Annotated in this window: 20 protein-coding genes and 1 tRNA gene; 7 read left to right on the forward strand and 14 right to left on the reverse strand. The window is 55.1% G+C overall.

Annotated elements, in window-relative coordinates; translation table 11 throughout:
- Window positions 1–14 precede the first annotated feature (14 nt).
- The 4 genes from P4G45_RS07885 to P4G45_RS07900 all read right to left on the reverse strand — a co-directional run bounded on the left by P4G45_RS07885 (window position 15) and on the right by P4G45_RS07900 (window position 2,890).
- The gene (locus P4G45_RS07885; RefSeq protein WP_348269124.1) at window positions 15–641 is read right to left on the reverse strand and encodes an MBL fold metallo-hydrolase; all 627 of its coding nucleotides are present in this window, start codon (window positions 639–641) and stop codon (window positions 15–17) included.
- Window positions 642–833: 192 nt separating this feature from the next.
- On the reverse strand, window positions 834–1,130 hold the full coding sequence (secG, locus tag P4G45_RS07890) for a preprotein translocase subunit SecG (protein ID WP_348269125.1): 297 nt from the start codon (window positions 1,128–1,130) through the stop codon (window positions 834–836).
- Between the two features lie 40 nt (window positions 1,131–1,170).
- Window positions 1,171–1,255: transfer RNA gene (locus P4G45_RS07895), tRNA-Leu, on the reverse strand.
- A gap of 180 nt (window positions 1,256–1,435) precedes the next feature.
- A complete protein-coding gene (locus P4G45_RS07900; RefSeq protein ID WP_348269126.1) occupies window positions 1,436–2,890 on the reverse strand; it encodes a radical SAM protein in 1,455 nt (484 codons plus the stop codon).
- A gap of 753 nt (window positions 2,891–3,643) precedes the next feature.
- On the opposite strand from P4G45_RS07900, the gene P4G45_RS07905 reads away from it, so the two are divergent.
- Window positions 3,644–7,129, forward strand: a complete 3,486-nt coding sequence (locus tag P4G45_RS07905) for an alpha-amylase family glycosyl hydrolase (RefSeq protein ID WP_348269127.1) — start codon at window positions 3,644–3,646, stop codon at window positions 7,127–7,129.
- 48 nt (window positions 7,130–7,177) lie between these two features.
- On the opposite strand, the gene P4G45_RS07910 is transcribed toward P4G45_RS07905, so the two are convergent.
- The 9 genes from P4G45_RS07910 to P4G45_RS07950 all read right to left on the reverse strand — a co-directional run bounded on the left by P4G45_RS07910 (window position 7,178) and on the right by P4G45_RS07950 (window position 15,749).
- A complete protein-coding gene (locus P4G45_RS07910; RefSeq protein WP_348269128.1) occupies window positions 7,178–7,555 on the reverse strand; it encodes a DUF192 domain-containing protein in 378 nt (125 codons plus the stop codon).
- Window positions 7,556–8,084: 529 nt separating this feature from the next.
- Window positions 8,085–8,984 (reverse strand): type II secretion system F family protein, encoded by a 900-nt coding sequence (locus tag P4G45_RS07915; protein WP_348269129.1) that lies wholly within the window; start codon window positions 8,982–8,984, stop codon window positions 8,085–8,087.
- A 10-nt stretch (window positions 8,985–8,994) separates the two neighbouring features.
- Window positions 8,995–9,966, reverse strand: a complete 972-nt coding sequence (locus P4G45_RS07920) for a type II secretion system F family protein (protein WP_348269130.1) — start codon at window positions 9,964–9,966, stop codon at window positions 8,995–8,997.
- 13 nt (window positions 9,967–9,979) lie between these two features.
- On the reverse strand, window positions 9,980–11,341 hold the full coding sequence (locus P4G45_RS07925) for a CpaF family protein (protein ID WP_348269131.1): 1,362 nt from the start codon (window positions 11,339–11,341) through the stop codon (window positions 9,980–9,982).
- Window positions 11,342–11,374: 33 nt separating this feature from the next.
- Window positions 11,375–12,598: an AAA family ATPase gene (locus P4G45_RS07930; protein WP_348269132.1), complete on the reverse strand. Its 1,224-nt coding sequence runs from the start codon at window positions 12,596–12,598 to the stop codon at window positions 11,375–11,377.
- Window positions 12,595–14,028, reverse strand: a complete 1,434-nt coding sequence (locus P4G45_RS07935) for a type II and III secretion system protein family protein (RefSeq protein WP_348269133.1) — start codon at window positions 14,026–14,028, stop codon at window positions 12,595–12,597. The genes P4G45_RS07930 and P4G45_RS07935 overlap by 4 nt, the downstream gene beginning before the upstream one ends.
- A gap of 32 nt (window positions 14,029–14,060) precedes the next feature.
- A complete protein-coding gene (cpaB, locus tag P4G45_RS07940; RefSeq protein WP_348269134.1) occupies window positions 14,061–14,870 on the reverse strand; it encodes a Flp pilus assembly protein CpaB in 810 nt (269 codons plus the stop codon).
- A 4-nt stretch (window positions 14,871–14,874) separates the two neighbouring features.
- Window positions 14,875–15,417 (reverse strand): prepilin peptidase, encoded by a 543-nt coding sequence (locus tag P4G45_RS07945; protein ID WP_348269135.1) that lies wholly within the window; start codon window positions 15,415–15,417, stop codon window positions 14,875–14,877.
- Between the two features lie 143 nt (window positions 15,418–15,560).
- Entirely contained in the window at window positions 15,561–15,749 is a 189-nt protein-coding gene (locus tag P4G45_RS07950) for a Flp family type IVb pilin (protein WP_348269136.1), read from the reverse strand.
- 312 nt (window positions 15,750–16,061) lie between these two features.
- On the opposite strand from P4G45_RS07950, the gene P4G45_RS07955 reads away from it, so the two are divergent.
- From P4G45_RS07955 to P4G45_RS07965, 3 genes are all read left to right on the forward strand, one after another.
- Window positions 16,062–16,553, forward strand: coding sequence for a TadE/TadG family type IV pilus assembly protein (locus tag P4G45_RS07955; RefSeq protein WP_348269137.1), 492 nt, complete (start codon window positions 16,062–16,064; stop codon window positions 16,551–16,553).
- On the forward strand, window positions 16,553–17,020 hold the full coding sequence (locus tag P4G45_RS07960; protein ID WP_348269235.1) for a TadE/TadG family type IV pilus assembly protein: 468 nt from the start codon (window positions 16,553–16,555) through the stop codon (window positions 17,018–17,020). Before P4G45_RS07955 ends, P4G45_RS07960 begins: the two co-directional genes overlap by 1 nt.
- 102 nt (window positions 17,021–17,122) lie before the next feature.
- Window positions 17,123–18,877: a pilus assembly protein TadG-related protein gene (locus P4G45_RS07965; protein ID WP_348269138.1), complete on the forward strand. Its 1,755-nt coding sequence runs from the start codon at window positions 17,123–17,125 to the stop codon at window positions 18,875–18,877.
- A 108-nt stretch (window positions 18,878–18,985) separates the two neighbouring features.
- Here P4G45_RS07965 and P4G45_RS07970 read toward each other — a convergent pair whose 3' ends face one another.
- A complete protein-coding gene (locus tag P4G45_RS07970; RefSeq protein WP_348269139.1) occupies window positions 18,986–19,954 on the reverse strand; it encodes an amidohydrolase family protein in 969 nt (322 codons plus the stop codon).
- A gap of 345 nt (window positions 19,955–20,299) precedes the next feature.
- Between P4G45_RS07970 and P4G45_RS07975 the strand changes: the two genes are divergently transcribed.
- The 3 genes from P4G45_RS07975 (at window position 20,300) to P4G45_RS07985 (ending at window position 26,938) form a co-directional block, all read left to right on the forward strand.
- Entirely contained in the window at window positions 20,300–23,704 is a 3,405-nt protein-coding gene (locus tag P4G45_RS07975) for a glycosyl hydrolase (protein ID WP_348269140.1), read from the forward strand.
- A 1-nt stretch (window position 23,705) separates the two neighbouring features.
- On the forward strand, window positions 23,706–25,001 hold the full coding sequence (locus P4G45_RS07980) for an MFS transporter (protein ID WP_348269141.1): 1,296 nt from the start codon (window positions 23,706–23,708) through the stop codon (window positions 24,999–25,001).
- Between the two features lie 569 nt (window positions 25,002–25,570).
- A complete protein-coding gene (locus P4G45_RS07985) occupies window positions 25,571–26,938 on the forward strand; it encodes a GGDEF domain-containing protein (RefSeq protein ID WP_348269142.1) in 1,368 nt (455 codons plus the stop codon).
- Window positions 26,939–26,994 lie beyond the last annotated feature (56 nt).

The following is a 26,994-nucleotide window of genomic DNA, read 5'->3' on the forward strand; positions in this document are numbered from 1 at the left end:
TATAAGTTGTTGATTTATTGAAGGAACGGATTGGATTCGCGCTCGGATCCTATGGACGTCTTCGGGCCGTGGCCGGGGATGACGGTGACCTCGTCGGGGAGTGTGAGGAGGGAGTTGTGAATCGATTGGATGAGTTTTCGGCTGTCGCCTCCGGGGAGATCGGTGCGGCCTACGGAACCGCTGAAGAGAGTATCTCCTGCGAGCACGAGGGATTGCCTGGGGAGATAGAGGCAGACGCTGCCCTCGGTGTGGCCCGGGGTGTGGAGGATGGAGCCGGTTAGTCCAGAGATAGAGATGACCTGACCGTCTTCAAGACTGGCGTCGGGTGGGGCGACCTCCGGCGTGGGAATGCCGAGCCAAGCCGCCTGGATATCCATCATCTTGACCAGAGGCAGATCGTTCTGGTTGTAGAGGATGGGCGCTCCGGTGAGTTGCTTGAGGCGTTGCGCCCCGGCGATATGGTCGATGTGGGCGTGGGTGACGATGATCTGCTTGACCGTGAGGTGATGCTTTTCGAGGGTGCTGACGATCCGGGAGATATTGTCGCCCGGATCGACAACGATGGCTTCGCGAGAGGTTTCATCGCCGAGAATGGAGCAGTTGCACTGGAGCGGGCCGACGATCAGGATTTCGTGAATCATGCTTAAAGACTAAAGGCTTAACACGGATTTACACCGGATAAGAAGGGATTTAAAACAGGAAAGGCAACGGCAAAATTCAGGGATCTCTCCACTCCGGCGCGCTTCCGTCGAGATGACGTGGGTTTGTTGCTGGAACATGAAAAATGCGCAAGCCTTTTGGCCTGCGCATGGATGAATCCTGAAGCAAAAGGCTTATTTCTTGGGAGTGGTCTGGGTGACCGGGTGACCTGCACCTGAGAGGACTGAATGGTCTCCGCTGGAGCGAGAGAGCATGACCGTGAGGGAGATCGAGGTAATCATGAAGAGCACTGCGGACCAGGCGGTGAGCTTGGTGAGCAGCGTGGTCGCGCCGCGGGGGCCGAATGCTGTCTGCGAACCCTGTCCGCCGAAGGCACCGGCGAGATCTGCGGAACTTCCTTGCTGCAGAAGGATGATACCGACGATGAAGAACGAGACAATGACGTGAATGATAAGGACGAAATAGAGCATCGGGTTGCTTTACGACCTTCTTAAGCCAGAATGTTTGGATTGGTGCGGAGGAGGGGACTTGAACCCCTATGCCTTGCGGCGCTAGCACCTCAAGCTAGTGCGTCTGCCAATTTCGCCACCTCCGCATTATTTCTCTTACGTTAGAACGCGAGAGGTGCGGTGAGCAATCCGAAACCTAGTATAGCATTCCGATCGGGATAGATGGATAGAGAAATGCACAGGATTGGGTGCGTGATTTTGTGCTGGCCGGCTGGTTGAGCCCCATGTCCCCGGAAGAGGACATGGGGCATCCGGATTTGTGGTCTCTATGGGAGCATGGCGAATGGGCCTGACTGGCTCGCGTGCTCGACGTTGAGGAAGGCGGGGCGGGGACTGTTAGATGAAAACTCCAGATCCCAGATTGGTGATTGTAGCTCCGGCATGGGCTTGGCCTGAAAGAGCTTTCTGCATTGTCCGGCGGTCCAGCGCGCCCACCTTTTTGACTTCTTGCGGCGTGCGCTGTCGGTGGAGATTCCAGTGCCCGCATACATCTGCCGGTAGAGCTTCGACAGAAACATAAACGCGACTCTTGCGCGCAAGGTCGGTGTGCAGGCGGACCTTTGCCAGATGGCGCTCCAGTTGTAAAACCGGTCCCAGACCTTTTGAGTCCGCTCTCGAATTTCTTCCGAACTCATGGATGGATGCGGCGTGAACATCTTGGGGCGTACCGCTATGGGAATGAGCCAGTAGCGCGTGATCGGGACGTCGCCGACCAGCGTGGGATGCTCTGCCTGTTCCTTTTCCCAGCGAAGGAAGTCCACTGTGCCGGGGAATGGCGTCATCATGACGAACTGGGCGAAGGTTACGCCAGCCTTCAAGGCCATCTCCACAGTTGCGTCGAAGGTTGCGGGCTTGTCGGTTGGCAGACCGAAGATAAATGAGCCGAGCACATGGACGCCGTGCTGTTTGAATGTCTGTAACTGTTTTGCCAGCGCTTCGCCAGAGTAGTTGAAGTCCTTGAAGACCGCTTTCAGGCCCTCGGGGGTTACGGCTTCCACGCCGACTAGCGCGCCCTTGATGTTGGCCTTGCGCATGGCGTCGAGATACTCGCCGTCTTCGCCTGCTTCCATCGTGATCTGGGTGAAGAAGACCATATCCTTGGGCAGCTTGGCCAATTCTTCCATGAGGCGGAAGCGCTCTGCGCGAATGCTGGTGAGTTCTTCAAGGCGGGCGGTGTTGTTCTGCTCGCGAGCTAAGCGGAGATCGGTGAGGGTCACTGGGTAGAAGTTGTCGTCGGCGAGAGCGATGAAGCGAAAGCCAATGCGCCGCAGGGCGACGATCTCGTCGATGACTTTCTGGAACTGGCGCTGGCGCGGCTTCTGTCCGTCGGTGCGCCAGACGCTACAGAAGGAGCAATGCTTTGGGCATCCGCGGGTCGTCTGGACCGAGGCCCACATATACTTATCGCGCGGCATCAAGTCCCAACGCGCGGGAATAAACTCGCTGCCTTCGAGACGGCCTCCGTCGTAGATTCTGCCGGGCTTGCCTGCGAGACAATCGGTGACGACCTTGGCCCAGATGAGGTCGCCGTCGCCTTTGACGACAGAGTGAGCCTCGCCGCGTTCAAAGGATTCCTCGGGAAAGAGTGTCGCATGAATGCCGCCGTAAACGACCCATGCGCCCCGCGCTCGGGCCATGCGTCCAACTTCGTATCCACGCAGGGCGTTGCCGGTGTGGACGCTGATACCGACGATGTCGCCTGGGGAGATGGACTCTGGCACAATCTGCTCCAGGGACTCATCGACGAGAATGGGGTCTCCGGCGCTGGACGGGGTGGCTGCTGCCAGGACAAACAGCCACCTTGGCGTGATAACCGCGGTACCAAATGAATTGTCGCTGGGATTAACAAGATGGACTTTAATAGTAGAGCCTTTCCTCGTTCGAGTACTCCGGCTACCGGATCGGTTCGTGCAGACCAGGCCGCTTTGGTTAACGGGCTTAAAAACTAAGCTCAGTTGGCGGACCGTAATACCTGCGGTTCGTCGTCTAGGCGACATTATAAGGAACTGCTGCCATGAATGTCTTGCCCGGCAATTAAAAGGTAAAGGCGACCAGTGGTTGTTTGGCGGGCTATATAAGCCGGGAGTTGGTACTATGGGGCGCCGGGACATCCAACAGACCATGGCAGGTCATCTGACATGCAAGCTGGTTCTTTTTGTCCAACATTCGAGCTTTCGTGAATGTAGTCCGCGCGACTGCACTCGGAATCCCTTTGAGGAGTTCAACATGCAAGAGAAGGCGATGCTAAATGCCGTAGGGACTTCCCTGTAGACTCACAATTCAATGATGACGACGCATTTGTTTGTCAGATAGTAAAGACTGGGCAAGTAACCAGAATGGACGATAGGCCAATGATGGAATTTCACATTTCGCGTGACTCTCGCGACCGCTACAAGGTGAAGGAAGTACTTTTCTCGTTCAGTGGGAATGCTATATTCGCTAATCTCGCCGGCAGCAGGGAATTAGCGCACCGCATGAACGAAGTACGTGGCACTCAAGCGGACCCGGCAGGTTACATCAACCCCGGCGCGCTCTACGCGATGGGATTGATCGATGAAGCCAGCCATGCTCTGATTGCGCACTACCGCAAACATGTCGATCCAAACGTCATTACCGAGGCGCTAGCCTGGTTCGGAGATCGGGTTGGGCAAGCGTCGCTAGATAATCTGCTGCTTGCTTTCGTCACCAAATTTCCTTCCACCTCGGTTTATGTGGGCGAACAGGAGCCCGCCCAGTGGCTTCGCGGGGCGACCGATGGCATTGAGCACCGTGCTGCTGCACTGGAAGAGCTTCTTTTGCTCTGGACTGCGAATGCCAACCCGGCGTTCGAGCCCTTCCAGGAACTGTTTGACGACTCCGATCTCGCGGCAGCAACTGTCTATCCCAAGGTGGTAGAGGGTTTCCGCGATTATTTTGGAAGTAAGCCCTCCCTTGGGCCCGGCTTGCCGAACCTCTTCGACATGCTGCGCGCTCCAGTTCTGGCTGCTCCGCAATCTCTGAGCGGGCAGCTTGAGTTTATTCGCGGCCAGTGGGTTACTTATCTTGGCGAAACTCTACGGGACGTGATCCTGGCCGAAGACATTCTGCGCGAAGAAGAAGTTGCCATCTGGATGCGTTTCCATCCCCCTTCGCCAGATGCCGGAATGCGCCAGAAAGGGCACGCGCATTTTCACCAGGACCAGCACTCGGAGGTGCCTCAGTTCGCCAGTAGCCAGGAAGAATATGAAAAGTTCAGCCCGGACAAGGATTGGATGCCGAACACGGTGATGGTTGCCAAGAGTACCTACGTGTGGCTGGCGCAGCTTTCGAAGCAATATGGCCGTCCAGTTCATCGGCTCAACGAGATACCGGATGAGGAACTGGATTCGCTTGCGCGCCAGGGTATGAATGCTCTCTGGCTGATCGGAATCTGGGAGCGCAGTCGCGCGTCGCGGATTATCAAACGGTACTGCGGCAATGGAGAAGCGGTCGCTTCGGCTTATTCGCTGTATGACTACACCATAGCTGCCGAACTCGGTGGGGAGGCTGCCTATACGAATCTACGCGACCGGGCGTTTGCTCGGGGCATTCGCCTTGCCAGCGACATGGTTCCAAATCACATGGGCATTGATTCGAGCTGGGTCATCGATCACCCCGAGTGGTTTCTCTCGCGGCCTGACTGCCCTTACCCTGCATATCAATTCAGCGGACCCAACCTCTCGGGAGATCACCGAGTTGAAATCAAGATCGAAGACCATTATTACGAACAGACCGACGCAGCAGTCGTCTTTCGCCGCCGGGATAACTGGACCGGAGATATCCGGTACGTCTACCACGGTAACGATGGCACCAGCTTTCCCTGGAATGACACTGCGCAGTTGAACTATCTGAGTGCCGCGGTGCGCGAGCAGGTGATTCAAACGATCCTGCATGTTGCGCGTCTTTTCCCCATCATCCGCTTCGACGCTGCGATGACTCTGGCCAAGCGCCATATCCAACGGCTCTGGTTTCCCTCACCCGGCAGTGCAGGAGCCATTCCGTCGCGTGCCGAATGCGGTATGACTACCGCTGAATTCGATGCTGCCATTCCTGAGGAATTCTGGCGCGAGGTCGTGGACCGTGTGGCGACGGAGGTTCCCGGTACGCTGCTGCTGGCCGAAGCCTTCTGGCTGATGGAAGGCTATTTTGTGCGCACTCTGGGAATGCACCGCGTCTATAACAGCGCCTTCATGAACATGATGCGCGATGAAGAGAACGCGAAGTACCGGCAGGTGCTGAAGAGCACATTGGAATTCGATCCGGGAATCATGAAGCGCTATGTCAACTTCATGAGCAACCCGGATGAACGCACGGCGATCGACCAGTTCGGCAGCGACGACAAGTATTTCGGAGTAACGACGATGATGGCGACCTTGCCCGGCCTTCCTATGTTTGGACACGGTCAGGTGCAAGGTCTTACAGAAAAATATGGCATGGAATACTTCCGGCCCCGCTATGACGAAAGCCCGAACACGTGGCTAGTGGATCGCCATCAGCGGGAGATCGCCCCCCTTCTGCACAACCGGGCACTGTTTGCCGAGAGCGACAACTTCCTGCTCTACGACCTCTGGAAAGATGACGGAACCGTCGATGAGAACGTCTTCGCCTACTCGAATCGACGGGGTAACGAACGCGCACTGATCATTTATCACAACAAGTTCGCATCGACTCGCGGCACCGTTCACAACTCCGTGGCGTACCAGGATAAGGCCACCGGTATGCTACGCCAGCGCAGCCTGCAAGAGGGCCTCGGGTTGCCGGCAGACGGCTCGATTTTGATCGCCTATCGAAATATAACGAATGGGTTGGAATATTTGCGCCGCGCCAGTGATCTGACTTCCTCCGGATTCCACATCGACCTCGAAGCCTATCAGCACACCGTTCTTCTGAATTGGCGCGAACTGACTGCTGATGCCGAACATCCCTGGGATCGTCTTCACGATGCGCTTCACGGCGCAGGCGTAGAGAGCCTGGATGAAGCTCTGTTAGGCCTCAAACTTGTGCCTCTCCACGAAGCCATTCTTGAGCTTCTTGCGCCAGAGATGATGGGGAGACTGGCGGCGGCTGCGGACGAGGCGGCCATCCTTGCAAAACCTCGCAAGCCGAAAAATCGTCCGAAACCCGAACCGGCTGCGGACGAGGAGGAGTTGCTCCAACCATTGCTCCACTCCGCCGTTCAAGTTATTGACGAAGCCCGCAAGATATATCTCGCGAAGGTTGGCCTGACCGCGCAAGGCCAGGCTGGACTTAGGAATGGAATGATCGCCCATCGTCTTGAACAACAGATACGGTCGCTCATAAAGCTGCCGCAGCTTGCAGCGGGATTTTCTTTCGAAGGGCCTGCTCCAATCCGGACTGTGCTGCCAGGGACCGGCGCTGGCGTGGTGAATACCAAGGTGTGGGGACTTCCACTGGCCTACCTTCTTCTTGAAGGCTTGGCGCAAACGGTGGATGCCGATCAGACAGACGAAGCGGCGCTCGCGCTTTTTGAGAAGCTCCGTTTGCGCGACGTCTTCGCCAGGGCTTTTGCTGCCTTGGGTCTTAAAACAGAAGACAGTTGGCGTGCGGCAGCTCGGATTCGTCTGCTATTTTTGTCCGGTTGCAACAGTACGGAGCAGCAGCTCCCAGGTGTTGTGCCTCCAGACGATCAAGAGCTGGAAACAATATTCGGCTTCCCTCCGAAGTTATGGAAAGACCCGGATTTCCGCTGGCTCATTGGTCTGCATGATGATGGAGGCAAACAATACTTCGTCCAGGAATCGCAAGAAGAACTGCTCTGGTGGTGCCAATTGCCCTGTCTGCTCAAGCTGACGCGCACTCCCAGCCAGCAGGAGCTTCTGCTTAGTCTGAAAGCCAAGTTAGAAGACGCCACTACAAAGGCAAAAATCGCTAAATACCAACTTGCCCCAGAAACTTCAGTCAGCAAATTAGGCGAAGACTAACGAGCCATAAACCCGGCGAAGGAGTTGTTCGTGACCCGCTCAAGGATTTTATTGTGAGTCTGTCAGGGTCAACTGATCGCCGGGCTCGATTCTGCATTGTTCGATTTGACCCGCGGCTAGCTCCAGCACGCTATGAGTTTTAAGGCTCACACTCGTAACGCGAAACGGAGCCAGCCGAGGCCAAACCTTGAGCACGCGCAGATCTTTACTCAGCGCTACGACATCAATAGCAAATAGCATCCCTAAGGTGTGGACACCCGACGAAGGCCGAATGAGCAAACCGCATCCGGCATCGAGCCGCCTTTTACCGAGAAGGCCGAACAATCGTGTGGAGAATGTATTCGCAAGAACAATTCGCGTGCCGATCGTTACGGCCTTCCCGGTGTTACTGACGGTTAAGTACTTCATATTTTTGCCGACGTCCATAACTTAGACAGCTTTCTTTCTGCGATAGATGATGACGCCAAGGACAACGACTGTGAGCATGCCTGCAATCGCCCGGATGATGATTGTTGTATCCATATTTATTTCTCCTTTCCGACAGATGTCGATTGATCAGAAGTTTTGTGCTGTAACTTTACGGGCCTAAGCGGTTTTCTTTCTGCGGTAGATGATGACGCCAAGAACAACGGCGGTTAGTACGCCCGCAACCACCCGAATAATGATTGATGTATCCATATTTATTTCTCCCTTTTTAGATAGAGGTGTATTGACCAGAAATTTTATGCGGCAAATTTTTACTGAGCCTAGGCGGTTTTCTTTCGGCGGTAGATGATGATGCCGAGAACAACCACGGTTAGCACGCCCGCAATAACTCGAATGATGATTGCTGTATCCATGTCCATTTCTCCTTTCCGTATGCGTCGCCTTACCAGGCGCACACCCATCGTTCAGGACTGAATGTGCAGAACTGCTTATCTGCAGACAGTCAATTCCATATCTCCTATCGGCTCCCTTACTTCAATGCACTCAGGTTCTTTGCAAGGTTAAGAATTGCAGGGCCAAGTAAAACAATGAAGATGCAAGGGAAGATAAAAAGCACGAGAGGAAATAAAATTTTGATTTTGGTTTTGGCGGCGGCCTCTTCCGCGCGTTGTCGCCGCCTTGTGCGGATTTCTTCAGCGAAGCGGCTCAGGGCTCGAATAATCGGAGTTCCGAAACGGTCCGTCTGAATCAACATATTCACAAGCTCTGCGAACTCGGGAATTTTTGTACGGTCGGCCATGCTCTGCCAAGCTTCCAGACGAGGCTTGCCCGCTCGCTGCTCAAGGTTGATCTGCATGAACTCCTCATTGAGTTCGGGATGGCTGATAGCTAGTTCCTGTCCTACACGCAGCAGCGCCTGATCCAGTCCGAGGCCGGCATCGACACAGATGACCATCAGATCGATGGCATCGGGAATGCTTTTCTGAATACGCTTTTGCCTCCCTTTGCCGAGATGGCCCAGCCAGAAGTCCGGGATCATGTAACCGATGACGCCAAGACAAAGGCACCACATCAACGTATTGCCATGATTGAAGCTGCCGCAGACAATGCCCGCCAGGGGACAGAGAAAGCGGGCGGTGAAGTAGAGATCCATGCCACCGCCGCTCCGCAACCCGGCGCTTAGAAATCGTTGTTTGAGCTTTTCGTCCTCGGCCATGCCCACGCGCGCACGGAACGCCCTCGCAACTAATAAAACTTTCTCCTGTGCCCGTTCTTTGGTGCCTATCTTTCTTTCGTCCGGCCGGTTGCTCTGCACGATTTCAAGAATGTGTCGTGCTCCGCGCGAGGGCCGCAGCAGAATCGGAGCGACCAGCAGGGCGATGACGCAGAAAAAGGTCAGGGAGAGCGCGATGTAGAAGATCAGGTCCATATTGAGTTTTCTAGACCTCAATTCCATTGACGATGCGATGAATGATGACGGAACCCAGAACAATCAGAACCACCGCGGCATAGATCATCTTTCGGCCGCCGGGATCGGTCATGAGAACACTCGAATACCCTGGGTTGACGGCGTTGGTAAGAAGCAGCATGAGGATAGGCAGTGCGCTGAGGATCCACCCCGTCATGCGGCCCTGTGCTGTTTGAATGCGGATCTCTCCGTGAATGCGCAGTCGTTCGCGGATGATGAAGACCGTGCGATCGAGGATCTCTACCAGATTGCCGCCGGTGTCTCGCTGCACGAGGATCGCGGTCACCAGAACGCGTAAGTCCTGCGATGGGACGCGGTCGAGCATCTGCAACAGAGCGTCGCGAAGCGGCAGGCCAAAATTCTGCTGTTTGAAGACTTCACGGAATTCGAATGCGGCCGGTTCAACCGCATCCTGTGAAACCATTTCGATCGCAGCGGCCATCGAATGCCCGGCACGGAGAGCGCGGCCCATCATGTCAACAGCGCCTGGCAGGGCGGCATTGAATGCTTGAATCCTCTTTGACCGCTTCCATGAAATAAAGATATATGGAATGCAGCTAAGGATGAACGCTGCGCCCAACTCCAGGGGAAGCATAGGCGCGACGAGAAAACTAACAAAGAATCCTGCGGCAGCGAGTGCCAGACTTAAGAGAACCAGATTCGATACGGTGGTGGAACTGGCGCTCTGTGCAATGCGTGTTTGAAGCTTCTGCGAAATTCCGTACTTTTCGAGAATGGCTTCGAGCCAGCCGAATTGGCTTGTCCGGCTTATCTTGAGCAGTTGCAGGCCTTCAAAGGATCCATCCGACTGCATGTCTCCAGCTTTGATTGCAGCCAGCCGCTGCTGAACAGTTTTGTCCAGTTGCGTCGGGCCGGTGGCGAGAGCTACCAGGCTGAACGTGACAATCAAAATCGTACTGAATCCAAGAACAAGAAGGATCATAAGTTTGTCACCGCTACACTTCCACCGAGTGGTCCATCATGCCCGCCGGAAGCGGAATCCCCGCCGCTTTGAGCCGCTCTCCGAACTTCGGCATAATACCGGTCGAGCGGAATCTGCCTTTGACCTTGCCGTTTGGCCCGAGGCCCTCTTTCTCAAACACAAATAAATCCTGCATGCTGATCACATCGCTGTAGGCGCCGGTGAGCTCCGAAATATGGGTAATGCGCCGGCTGCCGTCGCTCATGCGCGCCGCCTGCACAATCAGGTCGATTGCCGAAGAGATCTGCATGCGAATGGCTTTTTCCGGTAACCTCATGTCTCCCATCATGCACATTGTTTCAAGACGTGCCAATCCATCTCTTGGGGTATTGGCATGGATGGTTGTAATCGATCCGTCATGACCGGTATTCATGGCCTGCAACATGTCGAGCGCTTCCTCGCCTCGAACCTCGCCGAGGACGATGCGATCGGGACGCATTCGCAGTGCATTGATGACCAGTTCTCGCTGTTTCACCGCTCCTTTGCCTTCCACATTCGGAGGACGGCATTCCAGCCGCACCACGTGGTCCTGTTTCAGTTGCAGCTCGGCGGAGTCTTCGATGGTCACAATTCTCTCGTTCGCTGAGATATATCCCGAGAGGACATTGAGAAGCGTCGTTTTACCGGCGCCAGTGCCGCCGCAGACAATGACATTAAGCCGCGCTTTAACCGCTGCGCCCAGTAGTTCAAGCATCGGCTGCGTGAGTGCCTTGTTCCTCACTAGATCCTCGGCGGCCATCGGCGTCGAGCCAAAACGGCGAATGGAAAGGATCGGACCATCTACCGCCAGCGGCGGGATGATGGCGTTGACGCGGGAGCCATCTTTCAGGCGCGCGTCCACCATGGGGGATGATTCATCGACGCGTCTGCCCACGCCAGAGACGATTTTATCGATGATCTGCATGAGGTGGCGATTGTCCTTGAACGTCACATTCGTGTGTTGCAGTACGCCACGGCGTTCCACGTAAACGTGGTTGTAGGTATTCACCAGAATGTCGCTGATGGTGTCGTCCTGAAGCAGCGGTTCGAGCGGCCCGAGTCCAAAGACCTCATCGAGTACCTCCTGGGCCAGCCGGTCGCGTTCAGACGAACTCAGCGGAATGCTCTGTTCGCCGATGATCTGCTGGATCAACGAAAACAGCTGTTGCTGGCCGGCGCGGGTTTCCTGAATCGCGCCAAGCTTCTCCAGGTCGAGACGCTTGATGAGCTCTTGATGGATTATCGATTTCAGTCCTTGCTGCTCTTTTCCCTGGGACGCTCTGGCGTTTCCGTTTCCGTTGCGCAGGGTCGGCCCGATGACCCGGAGCGGCATGATGTTGAGACTGCTGTCAGCCATAAAGATTCCTCTTCCTGCTCAAACCCATTTCGCTTACCACAGAGCAAAGCGTTTCTTCGCTGGAGGTGCGAGTTCCGTGCTATTTGCACCCACCAGCATGTTGGACCACTTTGTGAACTGCAGTGAAAATTCCGATTTGCGCTCCGGTCCGATCGGCTCGCCTACGTTGATCGCGCGCACACACTCGGCATAGCTATTGCAGATTCTGACTTCTACCGGCAGCCGGATTGCCTTTTCAATCTGTTCAATTCCCACGGCGTCGCGCGAGGAGAAGCGATTGATGACAACGTGAACCTTGACGGTGGTGTGCTCATTCTGGATCAGGCCGTCGATATATCTCGAGAGATCGCGGATCGCACCGATCTCGGGGGTCGCAATCAGATAAATCTGATCGGAGCGGTCCATGACTGCGAGATTGGTTTCGGCGAAAGATGTTTCGCAATCGAGGAGGACGTAATCGTATTCGCCCCGAAGAAACTCGAGCGTCCGTTCAATAGCGTCGGGATCGATGTTCCGCAGAGCATCGTGGGAGTCTGGGGAGGAGAGCACATCGAGACCGCTTTGGTGAGTCGCTATAAATCCGCGTAGAAGGTCAGAGTCAAGACGGTCGACATTCCGGAGCAGTTCGTGGAAGTGATAACGGTTCCCATCCAGCCCTAAATAGAGGCAGACATGGCCCAACTCCTGATGATTGTCGATGAGCAGGACCTTTTTCTTGTGGCAGCGAACCAGGAAAGTCGCGAGTTGCACGGCCACTGTCGTTGTTCCCACACCGCCTTTGGCGCCGAAGAAAGACAGGATTTGCCCAGTGTTGCGCGCTCGACCCATATTGTTCGACCATTGCTGCTCGAGGCGATCCAGCGTTTTGGCAAACGGAATGGGATCAAACGGCTTCTTTAGAAATTCGTTGCAGCCTGAGCGCATGGCCCGCAGCAGAAGTTCGCTGTCTGCCAGAGAGGAGAGAGCAATGACGGCGATCTTTCCAAAAAAGAGTTGATGCAGATAAGCGGTCGTCTCCAGGGCAAGTTCAGCATCCTGATCGAAGTCCACTACGGCGATGATCGCGTCCGCATTCTTCACATCAATCGAGAACTGAGTCCGCCGGAGCGGGGACATGTATTCCTCAGACTCCGCCGGGGCCACTTTCCACGGCATATGAGCGGTCGGTTGCAGAAGCTTGTCCGTCAGGTCGCGATCGACGCAGACGGTCAGCATCGCCACATTCAGAGCTTGCGAGTTGTTGACTGCCTGAATCACGGTTGAACTCTCTTGCTCACGGTTTTGTCGAACGCTTGCGGTGTCATGGTGGGAATGGCTAGATGTGGCTCTGCAGGAGAAGTGGAATCGGTGAGAGGATCGACGATGCTTGGCGTTACGATCACAACCAGTTCCACTACGGAATGGTTGATGCTCTTCGACTTGAACAGAGTTCCCAGGACCGGGATGTCACCGATGCCCGGCGTTTTTGACAGCAGATCTGTCGTCCGGTGGTCTAGCAATCCGGAGATCGCAAAGCTCTGGCCGTCCTTCAACTCCACCTGAGTATCGGCGCGCCGTGTTGAGAGCGCAGGGATCGTATAACCGGAGATGGTTACAGCGTTGCTGTAATCGAGCGCGCTGACCTCTGGCGTCACCTTGAGTTGAATAGTGCCTTCCGGAGTGACAACTGGAGTGAAGTCAAGTTTGACTCCATAGGGGCGAAACTGAATCGTCACCGAGGTAAAGCCGCCTGTTCCTCCCTGTATAACGGGGAACGGAAATTCGCCGCCGGAGAGAAAGGAGGCCTTTTGCCCGCTCACAGTGGTAATGGTCGGCTCCGCCAGTATTTGCAGAATCTGCTTATTTTCCAGGTCTTTAACGACCGCGCCTACATTCAGGCTGCTGTTATAGAAAAGCAAATTGAGCGGATCGCTGAGCGCAAGAAGAGATGCTGCCGTGGAACCCGCGCTCGACGAACTGCTGCTGCTCGATGAACTCTGATTTTGATTCGTCGTAACGGCAGGGAACTGTCCCGTAGTGAAATTGCTGGTGTTCTTTCCAACGCTGAAGAAGTTGAATCCTGCCTGGTCTGCCTTTGACCTGTCGATCTCAACAATTCGTACCTTCAGTCTGACCTGCTTTGCGTGCTGTGGAGCGAGCACAAGTGAATCGGCGACATTTTTTGAATAAAGCGCGGCCAGCTTCAGAGCCGTATCTGCGGCTGCAGTGTCGGAGACCGTACCGGCGAGCGAAACCTGATCTTCGTTTCCCTCCGCCCTGATGCTCTCGTAAGGGAGTGCTTCTTTCAGAGATTTGCGCAGGCCATCTACATCGACATCCGCTGAGACGAGATACGCCTGCGATTCTCCGGTCTCATTCCAGAGAACCAGGCTGCTGATGCCCGCCGTCTTGGCTGTAATTACGATCTGAGTCGGGCTAGCGGTAAACGAGTCGAGCACTGCGGGATTGCTGACATAGATTCGGCGAAGTCGTGCCTTCGTGTTGACAAACATCGACCTTCCCACGAGGAGGTGCAACGGATTGCCCACCGCCTCTGCGCGACTCATTGATCCCGCGACCGCCAGAGGAGCAGTCGCGACCCTGGATGCCTGGGCTGGTATTGCTCTGACGAACGTTTGCGCTGCCGCGCACGCAAGTGTTGTTGCGGTATAGCCGAACAGCATGATGGCGCGACGCAGATTCTTCAAGAATTTTTCTCTTCCATGTGTCATCAGGCTGCTCAATTGAAACTATCCGTCTGCGGTTTCTGGCCCAAGAGGGTCTCTACAACCCAAGGTTTATGCGCGGGCTGTGCAGGACGCCTAGAGATTACAGTCGTTTTCGTAGGCTGTCCGGCCATCAGTTGCGGGAGTGTCACCGGTGGCGTATCGGCCTGCTGGTGGTCTGCTCCGTTGCGGAGCACGAAATGGACGGTGCCCTGGCTGCTTGCCAGCACCGCTTTCGCGGCGTCTTCCGGCTTCAGCAGCAGGGTGACTACATCCACGGTGGTTGGCTTGCCTGCCGGATCAGGCTGGTATTGGTGTCCCGCAGCGAGCACCTCCACATCCTGAAGTGCCGTGGCCGTAACCGGCCCCGGCCGATCGTTATCGCGAAAGGTCACCAGTACGTCAACATGGGTGCCGGGGAGTAGAAAGCCCGCAACACCCACCACTTCATCAGACTTAAGCGCGATAGCTCGCATGCCTTCCGGAATTTTTCCGGTCAATCCTACACCCGATCCGGCTGCACTCAATTGCCTGTCCAGAATCGGCTCTCCTGCAGCTAACGGATACAGTACGGCTCGTCCAATGATGTCTTCCGGCTTCATGAAGGCGCCTTGGAGCGGTATCGATTTTGGCCAGTCAACCAGCGAAATGTCCTCACGTTTAAGCACCGCGCCGGCGTCCAAGGGGTGAGCGGCAGCAGCATAGCGGTTCTGCACCTGCACGGCAGGGTGCGATTTGGCCACCTTTTTGCTCAGCCAGAAAGTAAACAGACCGGACACCATCAATGCGGCGATCAGAGCTATGGTAAGGCGGCGTGCGATCACTTCTTCACCTTTGCACCGTCAGGACAAAAAACATGAGAGCGCAGCCCACGGCAATGGCCAGGGCATAAGGGAGACGAAGCGTCTGATTGTTCGCGATATTCAGTTCCGGATGCGGCGCAAGCCCCTCGTGTCGATGGTGGGCCGCAAGCGCGCCTATATTGGATACGGTTTCCTTGACGCGGCCACGGTAGAGCACGAGCCCCAGCGCCATCACTCCGCCGGCAAGCGCGGTCAAAATAAGTAAATAGCCGGTACGGGGCAGCCCGGCAATGCAGCCAACCGCCGTGATGAGCTTGACGTCGCCACCGCCCATACCACCCGCGATGTTGAGTAAAAGAAAGATGAAACCGCAGATCAGGCCGGCAGCAAGAGCCGAGCCCAGTTGTCGCCACCCGCCCAGCGCGAGATGCAATAGAAGGCCGAAGACGATGGCTGGCAGCGTTAGCAGATTCGGCACCCGGCGGCTCCGCACGTCGTACACCGCGCCGATGATGGCGCAGAGGAGGGCAGCAGCCGGGTACACGAAATCTGTCGTTAATCCGAACATTGGAGATCCAAGTAAGGTAAAGATGCGCACCGGTCATGCGTGCGCATCAAACACGGTTAAAAGTCTGGCAGCGAGGATGATCGGTCTTAGCTGGTTCCTGCGCTGCCAGAGAGAAAAGTAACGATAGCTAGGCTGGCGTCTGGTTAGGAGCCGATGGCGGCGGTGATCTTGCCTCCGACGGAGGTAATGGCACCGGTGATAATGGTCGAAAGGCTGCCAGAAGCTGTGAGGGCAATGCCGGCAACCATCGCCACGACGAGCGCGTATTCGACGAGATCCTGACCTGACTCGTCGTTCAGAAGGTTGGCAAAAATCTGTTTGTAATTCTTCATTGGTAATTCTCCTTGAGAGGTTAGGGCGGGTTACCCTCGCTCTGTAGCGAAGGCTTAATGCGTGATGATGTGATTGATACTGTCACGAATCCAGCGGTTCTCAATGACCCTTAAGTGTTAGTTGTTTGGACTTTAGTTACTATCCGGTACCGCTAACGTGGCATCGATAAAGCGGTAATGCGGAATTGATAATGAATCATCATTCGCTGACGGAGGGATAGACTCCGCGGAGGCTTGCTTTCGCTGGAGTGGGAGTCGTGGACAGCAATGGACTGCAATTACAAAAAACGCGCAGGTGAGGCAAAGGGGTCTGTGGGCAGAAGCCGCTTCTGGCGTCAGGACGAAGGCCAAAGCCTGATTGAGGTCGCCCTCTTCGTTCCCCTGTTTACACTGCTCATTATCTACGCGGTCGACTTCGGCTTTTTTTTCCTGGCAGCCACGACGCTGACGACAGCCGCAAGAAACGCAGCCAGCTTCGCGATCCAGGGAGTCAAGTCGCCTTCTCTGGCCGCCGAGCCTGCCGCGAGTCTTGTTCAATCTCTTGCGATCGCCAGCATCGGTCTTCCTAACGCCTCGTCTGCCAAAGTGCAGGTCTGCTCAAACTCTGTGGGCACTCCCTCGGCCAGCAACATCGCGCAATGCACGTCGTCTACCTATACGGCCGGCACCGATCCTGAATCCCCCATTTTTCAGTTGAACCGTGTGGACATTGTCTACACCGTGACTCCGCCCATTCCTCTTCCCGCTGGCGTATTTCCCAACCTGACCTTCCATCGCTATGTAGAGATGAGGGCCATCCAGTGATGCTCGGGAACTGGATGATTGGTCGCGGCCTTCGCAAGACGCTGCAAGACGAGGATGGCACGGCGCTACTGGAGATGGCCATCTCTCTCACAGCGACCTTCCTGCTGGCATTCGCGCTCTTCGAACTGTGCATGCTCACCTACACCTGTATCGTCCTCAATGATGCCGCGCAGGAAGGGGTCCGCTACGCAATCATGCATGGGACAGACAGCAGCAATTGCAGCGGTCCAGATAATGGTTGCGCCGATAAGACCTATGCGAATGTTAAGAAGATTGTTACAAAGACTGCCTCCGCTTCGCTTCACGACCTATCGGCGATGACCGTCAACGTGACCTATGGAAGTGTCACAGCAACGCCAGGTAATCCTGTTTCAGTCAAGGTGGTCTACACGTACGTTCCCTATATGAATTTTCCAGGTTTGAAGCGAACGATGACCTTTACATCTCAGGGGCGGGTCTTATTTTGATTCGACGTATTGAAATTTGTTTAGCAGGTGCTACCGGTCTCTTTAGTTGTTGAGATTGCATTTAGGTACATAGCCGGAGAGATTATCCGGCAGGATAAACCGATGAAGGAAACGAGAATTAACCGGAACAGCGAGTCGGGCCAGGCGTCGATACTGCTGATCATCATGCTGGCTTCTTTTCTGCTTGGGTCGTTAGCTTTCTCCGTCGATTTCGGCAATCTCTGGTTTCGTCGTCAAGCAGCCCAGACAGCCGCCGATGCGGCCTGTCAGGCGGGCGCGATGGATATGCTCTACATTGCCAGGGGAAATACCCTGTCTGGCATGGGGTTTACCCCTGGAACCAGCAGCAACTGCACATCGTCCTCAAGCTCGACCATTTGCTGGTATGCGAACAGAAACGGCTTCAGCGGCTCGGGCTATACCGCAACGACGGCTGGCAGCCAGGTAAGCTGGACCTTTCCAACATCGACCTCCGTGACTGGCGTTAAGGCGGCGGGTGTTACCTATCCTTTCCTGCAGGTAACGGTCCAGCAGAACGTAAAGACGTGGTTCATGGGTTTATTGGGCAAGAACTACCAGGCAGTTGCGGCAAGCTGTACCTGCGGACTTACTCCAGGGCCCGCACCAGCGCCGCTTATCATCCTGCACCCTACCCTCGCTGGCGCGCTGACCAGCACGGGCGCCACTAAGATTCAAATTGCGGGTGGCCCGCAAACCAGTATTCAGATAGATTCGACCAGCTCGACAGCGTATCAATGCGTGTCGCCGGGTTCGCTCGACACCAGCACGGCCGGCCCTAATGGTACGGGTGGTAACATGGCGATTGCCGGCGGACCCGCTGCCAATCCAACCTGTGGCGGAGGGTTAGGTTGGAATGGGGGTACCACGGGATCGTGGCAGGGCGGAATTACCTCACTCAATCAAAAGACCACTGATGGCACCACCATGCTCAACGATCCTTACAAGAGTGTCCCTGCTCCAACCCGTCCAGCTGTACCCGCCGAAGCAACAACTCCCGTGGATTCTCCCGATCATCACCAAACGGCCGACGGCACCAACGGTTTCGACCAAGGCACCTGGGTTGCCACCGGTGTGGATAGCTGCCCGAACATCAACCCGTCACAGCAATATCTGTGGCACAGCAAGACACAGGGTAAGGACGTCTATGCGAATTGTCTGGAGTTCACGCCCGGGTACTATCCCACCGGCATCGATCTGACAAGCATCTCCGGCGCTGGAGCCAGCAGTGCCACAATAATTTTCATGCCTGGGATTTATTATCTGAACGGAAACCTGAAGGTTGGCGCGAGCAGCACAGTCCGGAATGCGTGGCCAGCCACCGAGCCCTCCACCCAGGGCGTTGTTTTCTATTTTCTGACTGGGGCACCTCAATTTTCCGGTGGTTCGGGCGCCGCCAACGCCAATATCAATTCAGTTCCTTCCTATTACCTAAATTGTTCGAGTACTACAACCCCCGGCAGCATGCCATCTTCTGTTAACGGGAATGTGCTGGTGGCACAGTGTAGTTCGGCAGCGACCTACGTCGGTTCGACGAGCACGGACACCTATTCGGCTTCAGGGAGCAGGGGATTGCTTTTCTTTCTGGCCCATTCGAATGTGTTCAGCGGAACTATCGTTGGAAATGGCGCGTCGTTGATTTTTACCGGTGCATTTTATTTTCATAACACTACCTTCCAGGACAGGGTGGAGTGGGACGGCGCCGGTGCTTCGACGACATACGCAGTTGGCAATATTGTGGTGGACCAACTGACACTGGGTGGAAGCGGAAATATCAAAATGGGCTTGAACGGAATTGAAGTCGGCGCCGGGCCCCCTCTGGTCGGCCTCTTTCAGTAGCGATCTATTTTTGGCCTATATCTACATAATAGATATAGGCCAAAACATTTATTCCGTGTCTTGGAGGTAACCCTGAGCACATCGGCGATTCTTTAGGTGTGCCTCGGCTTACAGATTTTCCTGGCTTGCGCTTCGTGGGCGCCACTTGTAGGCAGCCATGGAGTTTTTCCAGAAGAACTTTTGCGCCACCGCGTTGCCTTTCGGCAGAACATAGCCCCGTACGAGCGCGAGTGTATCGGCATATGTGGCCAGATGATCGCTGTTGGGCCAGTCACTGCCGTAGAGAATGCGATCCTCGCCGAAGATGTTCCAGATTATGTCGAGCCGCTCGCGATAATAAGCAGGGTCTTTTGGGACGTTCTGGCCAACTCTAACGGGGATCTCTGAAAGCTTTATAAAGATGTTTGGATTGGCCGCACAGTGACGAAGATTGGACCAGTATTCATTGCGCGCAGTGCCGGGAGGCGGTATTGGCGCGGAAGGCAAGTGATCGATGACGATGCGCAACTCTGGAATCTTGTCCGACACCCCGACGATCGCTCGAATAAGATCGTCGTCAGGATTGGCGCTATCTAACTCAAGACCGTAGCCCGAGAGTCGTTTCAGGTCAGAGATAAAATCAGGGTTTCTCGAGTCCACTCCCAAGTCGCGTTTCCAGAGATTTCCATAACGAATGCCCAGGAAGAGGGAGTTTGCGTGGAGGCGCTCTAGTTCCTTCGCGTAATCCGGTGTTCCGGGAATTAGATCGCCAACCATTCCTACGATGACGGGGTTCCTTGCTGCAACCTCCAGCACCCAGTCATTATCGCGGAGCAAAGGACTGGCCTCGATAGCTATCGCTCCTACCACCCCGAGCGGCGCCGTGATCTTTGCATAACGATCGGGAAGTGCGGGTTTATAGATGACGGTATCGCTGGGCTCTGGCCATGGAACCCCGCCCGGGCGACCAGGATCGAAAAGATGAATGTGGGCATCAATGATAGGAATCTGGGATGCTGAGACGGCTGCATGAATTGGACGGGTCGCCCACGATGCACCTGCGGATGCTGCGAGTTTTAGAAAGTTTCTGCGCCGCATGTATACCTCAGTGTTCGTCTGGAGAAGGAAGCAAGCAGTTTCTTGTCTCGAGGCCAATTCAAGCGCCTGGGAGAGAAGAACGATCCGAGGCACGTCAATACTACATCGGTCGCCAATGACGCTGTCAACCAGCCGCCTGTGTCCATCGCCAATCGGTTTCGCCTGTCTGTCTGCGCGGAAGGAAGCGCTTTAGTTTTCCGATTGAGATAGTTGCCCTATTGATCTTTCGTGTGGTATCAAAGTGTGGCTTGCGAAAAACGGTTCCACGGCGTTCGAGCGGGTTCGCTCACATCCAAAAAGGAAACCGAGCACTGGGCGGCTAACAACTGAAAGGATCCATCAGAGATGATCAGAAGCAAATCGACAGCAATCGCCACTCTCATAGTGCTCTGCCTTCCAGGTGTTGGCGCCATCAAGGCGCATGGACAGGCCAGTCAAGATTCGATGATGCGTGAATTCGAAAATCCGCCAAACAGCGCTCGACCACGCGTGTGGTGGCACTGGATGAATGGAAACATCACAAAAGAGGGAATCGATCTCGATCTGCACTGGATGAACAGGGTGGGAATCGCGGGCTTTCAGACCTTCGACGCTGCTTTGGCAACACCACAGGTAGTGCCAAAGAGATTGGTGTACATGACGCCCGAGTGGAAGGACGCGTTTAAGTACGCGACGACACTTGCCGGGCAACTCGGTATGGAAGAGGCGATCGCAGGTTCCCCGGGGTGGAGTGAGACCGGTGGTCCATGGGTTCCGGCTTCGCAGGGGATGAAGAAATACGTATGGAGCGAGACGGTTGTTGAGGGCGGTCATCCATTCACCGGTAAGCTGGCCCATCCTCCGATCAATACTGGCTCGTTTCAGGATCTCGGTGTGCATGATGCGTTGGAGGCACCGAAAGGTTCGAAGCCTATTCCTCAGTTCTATGCCGACTCGGTTGTGATCGCGTACCGCAGGCCTGCTGGCGATATTCCGCTTGAATCTCTGCATCCAGTCATAACGGCTAGCAGCGGTACACCTGACTTTTCCATCCTTTCTGATGGAAAGTTGCAGAACACGACGAATCTGCCTATCCCGAGCGCGGGTGGCGAGGCCTGGATACAGTATGAGTTCTCTACTCCGCAGACAATCCGTGCGCTGACGCTGGCGATGAAAAACATCGGTGGATTGCCTGCGGCTCTCTCCGGGATCGGTAATCCTGAGAAAACCCTGGAGTCGAGTAGCGACGGAAGTAATTTTCAAACGGTTGCACAGATTCCCGATGGGCAATCGCCGGAGTATACGATATCGTTTCCGGCCGTGACGGCGAAGTACTTCCGCGTTGTGTTCAAGCGGAAACTTCCTCCACCTCTGCCTGATTGGGCAAAAAATATAGATCCCCACTCGTTCGGCATCAAGCTTGGGGCGCCTCCAACGGAGTACGAAATATCTGAGTTGGAATTACACACGGACGGTCGGGTAAATCGCTTCGAGGAAAAGGCGGCGTTTGTTCCCGTGCCGGATCTGTATGAGTACGCAACTCCATCGGAGCCTTCTGCGGATGCGGTGCAGAAGAACGACGTCATTGATGTGACCAGCAAAGTGCGGCCCGACGGCACGATGGATTGGACGCCTCCCGCCGGCAACTGGGTCGTTCTTCGCTTCGGCTATTCGTTGCTTGGCATCACCAATCATCCTGCGACGGCCGAAGCCACGGGTCTCGAGGTGGACAAGCTGAACCGCGGCTTTGTCAAGAATTACATGAACAACTATCTGGACAGTTATAAGCAGACCGTCGGCGCCGATCAGATGGGCAAGCGTGGTATCGAGTATGTGATTACCGATAGCTGGGAGGCGGGAGCGCAGAACTGGACCGACGACATGATTGTGGAGTTCAAGAAGCGGCGTGGCTACGATCCGATTCCGTGGATGCCGGTACTCACGGGCCAGGTTGTCGAGAGCGCCAAGGCTAGCGATGATTTTCTATGGGACTTGCGCAAGACCATTGCAGACCTGACCGCGGATGAACACTACGGCCAGGTAGAAGCGTCTCTGAAGGAACGGGGAATGGGACACTACGGAGAGTCCCATGAGGCAGGCCGCGCTTTTATCGCCGATGGGATGGAAGTCAAAAAGTTGGATGACATCCCGATGGGGGCGATGTGGACTCAGACACCCGGGGTAAATGAGGTGCAGTACGATTTCAACGCGGACGATCGTGAATCAGCGTCTGTGGCGCACATTTACGGTCAAAACATTGCCGCCGCAGAGTCGATGACCGCAGCTGCCGCTCCGTGGGCGTGGTCGCCTGCTACGCTGAAGCCGACTGCGGATCAGGAGCTACTCAACGGCATCAACCGGATCGTCATTCACGAGTCGGCACACCAGCCACTGATCGGCAAAGCACCTGGTTTAACCCTCGGACCTTTCGGACAATGGTTCAATCGCAACGAGACCTGGGCGGACGAAGCGGGTCCGTGGATCGATTACCTTGCGCGCAGCAGTTACATGCTGCAGCAGGGGCGGTTCGATGCCGACTTGCTCTACTTCTATGGTGAGGATTCCAACCTGACCGCAATCTTCAATAAGAAGGCGCCGGAGATACCTGCGGGATACGGCTTCGACTACATCAATGCGGATGGACTGATTCACGCGATCAGCGTAGCCAACGGCCTGCTCACAACGAAGAGCGGTATGAGTTACCGTGTCCTCGGACTTGATCCCTACGCGAAGCATATGTCGCTTCCCGTGCTTCGCGCCATCGACAAGCTGGTGCGAGAGGGCGCCGTAGTGGCCGGTCCGAAGCCGGTTGACGATCCCAGCCTCGCCGATGATCAGGCGGAGTTCCAACGCTTGAATGAAGCACTCTTTGGGGACGGTACGGGCGTTCACCACGTCGGCAAAGGCGAGGTGTTTGCCGGACAGAGTCTGAACGAGGTTCTCACTGCCTTGAAAGTGGCCCCAGACTTCGACTACACCAAGGGAGAGGGTGACACACAGATTCAGTTTAATCATCGCAAGTTGACTGACGGTGATATTTACTTTGTGGACAACCGCAGCGACCGAGACGCGTCAGTGGATGCAAGCTTCCGAGTGGCGGGTAAACTGCCTGAGATATGGCATGCTGAGACCGGGAAATCGGAGCCAGTATCATATAAGATCGCGGATGGCCGCACGACCGTACCCTTGCACCTGGAGCCATGGGGCACAGCGTTCGTTGTATTTCGCAAACCTGCCAAAGAATCATCGCATCAGCTTCCTCCTAAGACGGAGACGAACGTTGCCACGGTCAGCGGGCCATGGACTGTTGCTTTTCAGCCAGGTCGCGGAGCACCGGATTCCATCAACCTGGAAAAACTGATCTCATGGAGCGATAGTACCAACCAAGGCGTGAAGTATTTCTCGGGCATTGGAACATACACGACGACTCTTCAGGCCGAGCCGCAGTGGTTTCAGAAGAACGCGCACCTTTGGATCGATCTCGGCGACGTAAAAAACATGGCGGATGTAACGGTGAACGGCAAGGACCTGGGCCAGATCTGGCACGCGCCCTATCGAGTCGATGTGACGGGGGCGCTGAAGCCTGGCGCGAACGAGGTCACAATCAAAGTGACCAATGCCTGGGTGAATCGTCTGATCGGTGACGAACAACCAGGTACCACGGTGAAATATACCTTCGCCGACGTCAAGCCATATCGGGCAAACTCGCCTTTACTGCCTTCGGGGCTGCTGGGACCGGTGCGGATCTCCTCAGTAGCGACGCAGCAGTAGGGTGTCATCAGCTTCCTCGAATCCGGCGGACCAGGCGATCGCGCATGCGAAGCGTCGCCTGGTGCCGTTCCTGCTCCTGATGTATGTGGTGTCGTTCCTCGATCGGGCCAACGTTGGATTTGCGAAGCAGGCGCTTCAGCAGTCCCTCGGCCTATCTGCTGCCGCGTACGCTCTGGGGGCCGGCCTGTTTTTCGTCACGTATGCGCTGTTTGAGATTCCCAGTAACCTCATCATGCAAAGGGTAGGTGCGCGCGTCTGGATGTGCCGCATCATGGTGAGTTGGGGTCTGGTCTCGATGGCCACCATGTTCGTTACCGGCCCGATCTCTTATTACGCGCTGCGCCTGATGCTTGGAGCTGCCGAGGCGGGTTTTTTTCCGGGTGTTCTTCTTTATCTCACCTATTGGTTCCCGAACCGTACCAAAGGTCAGGTTCTTGGCCTGTTTTACTTCGGTGCTCCTCTTGCCCTTGTCCTTGGCGGCCCGGTATCGGGAGCGCTGCTCCAGATACCCTCTACTAGCGGACTGCAGGGCTGGCAGTGGATGTTTCTTATTGAAGGACTGATGGCCGTGATCGTCGGAATCTGGGCATTCGCGTATTTACAAGATAAGCCTCAGGATGTTGCGTGGCTCACAGAGATACAGAAGGCAGCTCTGCTCAAAGAGCTTTCCGAAGAGGAGCAACTGAGACGTGCATACGGGGCCACGGGTCTTAGATCGTTGCTGAAAAGTGGTCCGTTGCTCTACTGCACGCTTATTTATCTTCTTATTCAGATGAGTGTGTATGGTGTGGTCTTTTACCTGCCGACGCTGGTGGGGGCGATGCTGGGCCGGACGATGGGCTTTAAGGTGGGCCTTGTATCAGCTATCCCGTGGGTTTGTGCGGTTGCGGCCACTTATTGGATACCACGTACGGCAGACCGTCATCGGAATCATCGGCTGCTCGCTGGCCTGACACTCTTTGGTGCCGGGATAGCAAGCGCGCTGTTCGGGTCGGGAAGCTCGCTCGTAGCCATGCTCGCTTTATGCTTCGCTGCGTCAGGGTTCATCGCTGTCCAGCCACTGTTCTGGACGCTTCCCATGGGTTATCTGGCTGACAATGCAGCTGCGGGTGGACTTGCTCTGATCAATGCAGCAGGGGCCGTGGGGGGATTCCTAGCGCCCAATGCGAAGGTTTGGGCGGATACTCAGTTTAGCTTCCCTCGGGCTGGACTGTATCTACTTGCAGGCTTTTCTTTACTAGCTGCAATACTTATCCTGGGCGTGAGAAAGATCGAACTATCGCGCGTGAGAGGTTGATCGCGCACGTGATCCTCGCGGAACAGTGCCACGCAGTGGGCGACGTGCACTCACGATCATCTGGCCGCGATAAACGCGTCTGACATTCAAAGAATCCCAACCTCCTGATGATTGTCCTTTGGGCATCTTAGGGAGAAGAGTTGGGCAGCGCGCGGCGGAAATTGGAGAAATGATTCGATTTCTTGACCCTCGACGCGTCGACGAGCGGATGAGGCCACTGTGCATCGGATTTTCAGGCTGGTACCAGTACTCTTTCTGTGAAACGCCAGCATCTAACCGACGATGTGTCGATGTGGGTGCGAATATTCCGGCTCGTTTTCAGGGGGAAAGTCTCAGTGACTTGGCAACGCAAACATCAAAGATCAAGCCAAGATATCGAGAATCAGGGTAAGCCAGGTCCGCTACGCGAGGTTGTCGCTTCGTCTAGTCGGCAACGGTTTACAGATTTTACAAATCCTAGACTGTTACTTGCTTTAGCACTTTTAGATGTTGTGACATGCTCCGTACTTGGGGAGTTTAGACCATTCCAGAGGGGTCTTCTTGGGCTTGTTGGTGCGGGAGTGCCATTTTTGGCCGCGCTAGGATGCTTGCAGCGTGGTTTTAACGGCCCCATTGAGACAAGAAGAAGCTGGAACCTGATAGCCGCGGGTCTCGTTCTTTGGGCTGTTGGGCAGGCTGGGCTTTCATATTTGAGCGGTGCCTTCGATTTACGGCAGATGCTTGCTCCAACGTGGAACTTCTTTTTCTTTGCTTACGGAATTCCAATCATATTGGCGTTGTCTTCTGCCAATGAGAATGTGGGGCTTCGATCGTTTCTGTGGCCGGATGGGGCGATTGCAGCAATCGTCGTCGTATTGGCCAATTTGCAGCTCTTTTCAAGTGCTCCCGGCTGGAGTCGCTTAGTGCCGCTTTCTGTAACCGACCTTGGAAATATCTACAACATACAGAACGTCCTGCTCGCCTGTGCATGTACGTTGCGTTTGCTTTTATCTTCGCGGGGAGAGAAGAGGACGATCTATTCCATCCTTTCAGGATTTCTGTGGATCAATGCTCTGGTTTGGGCGATCTTGAGCTCCTTTAAGGAGATGCCCGTGCCGATCCGAAATGCCCTATGGGAACTGCCGTTTCTTTTGCTCCTGACTGCGCTTGCGTTCTGGCCGCAATCTCACGGCTCTAAGGTAGCTAAAGGAACTGGGATCTTGACAGTAGGGTTTTTGGTGGACAATTTAAGCCCGGTTTTGTTAACGATAGGCGTGATCATCCTGGCCTCCGAAATCAAGAGAGAACACATTGTCTTCAAAGTCCTCTCGATGACCATCGCTGTTGTGCTTTTTGGTATTCGAACGGCCATACGCCAAAGCGACTACTTTCGTGGGCACTTGCAAATCGTTGAGAGCCAACAGGCATTGGAAGAAGCGAATGTTCAACTGACCCGAGATGCGGTACGAGATGGTCTGACGGGTGCATACAATCGACGGTACTTTGATCAGACGCTTACCGAAGAATGGAAGAGAGCGAGCCGCGCACAGCAGCCTCTCTCACTGATTATGGTCGATGTCGATCACTTCAAATCGCTTAACGACCACTATGGACATCCAACGGGGGATGCCGTTCTGCGTGCGATCGTTCGGACTCTGACGACCGTGTTAAGGCGCCCAAATGATCTACTCGCACGCTACGGAGGCGAGGAATTCGCTGTGATTCTGCCTGGAACTGATTTGAAGGGAGCCATGCTAGTCGCCGAACACATGAGGGCTTCAATCGAGGCAAGAGAGATCCCAAATGATCGATCAGGTTCGGGTCGAGTAGTAACTTTGAGTGTAGGCGTGGCGAGCGACCAGCCTGCGATTGGGGGCACCCAGCAGGAACTGCTGGATAGGGTCGATTCAGCTCTCTATCGCGCTAAATCGCAAGGAAGAAATCGAATTTGCTCTTAGCATCTAGTGGGAGATGCTGAAATAGTAGAGGATGGAGACGGTGGGTACTGAACACA

Source organism: Edaphobacter paludis (assembly GCF_039993895.1).
Lineage (GTDB): Bacteria > Acidobacteriota > Terriglobia > Terriglobales > Acidobacteriaceae > Edaphobacter > Edaphobacter paludis.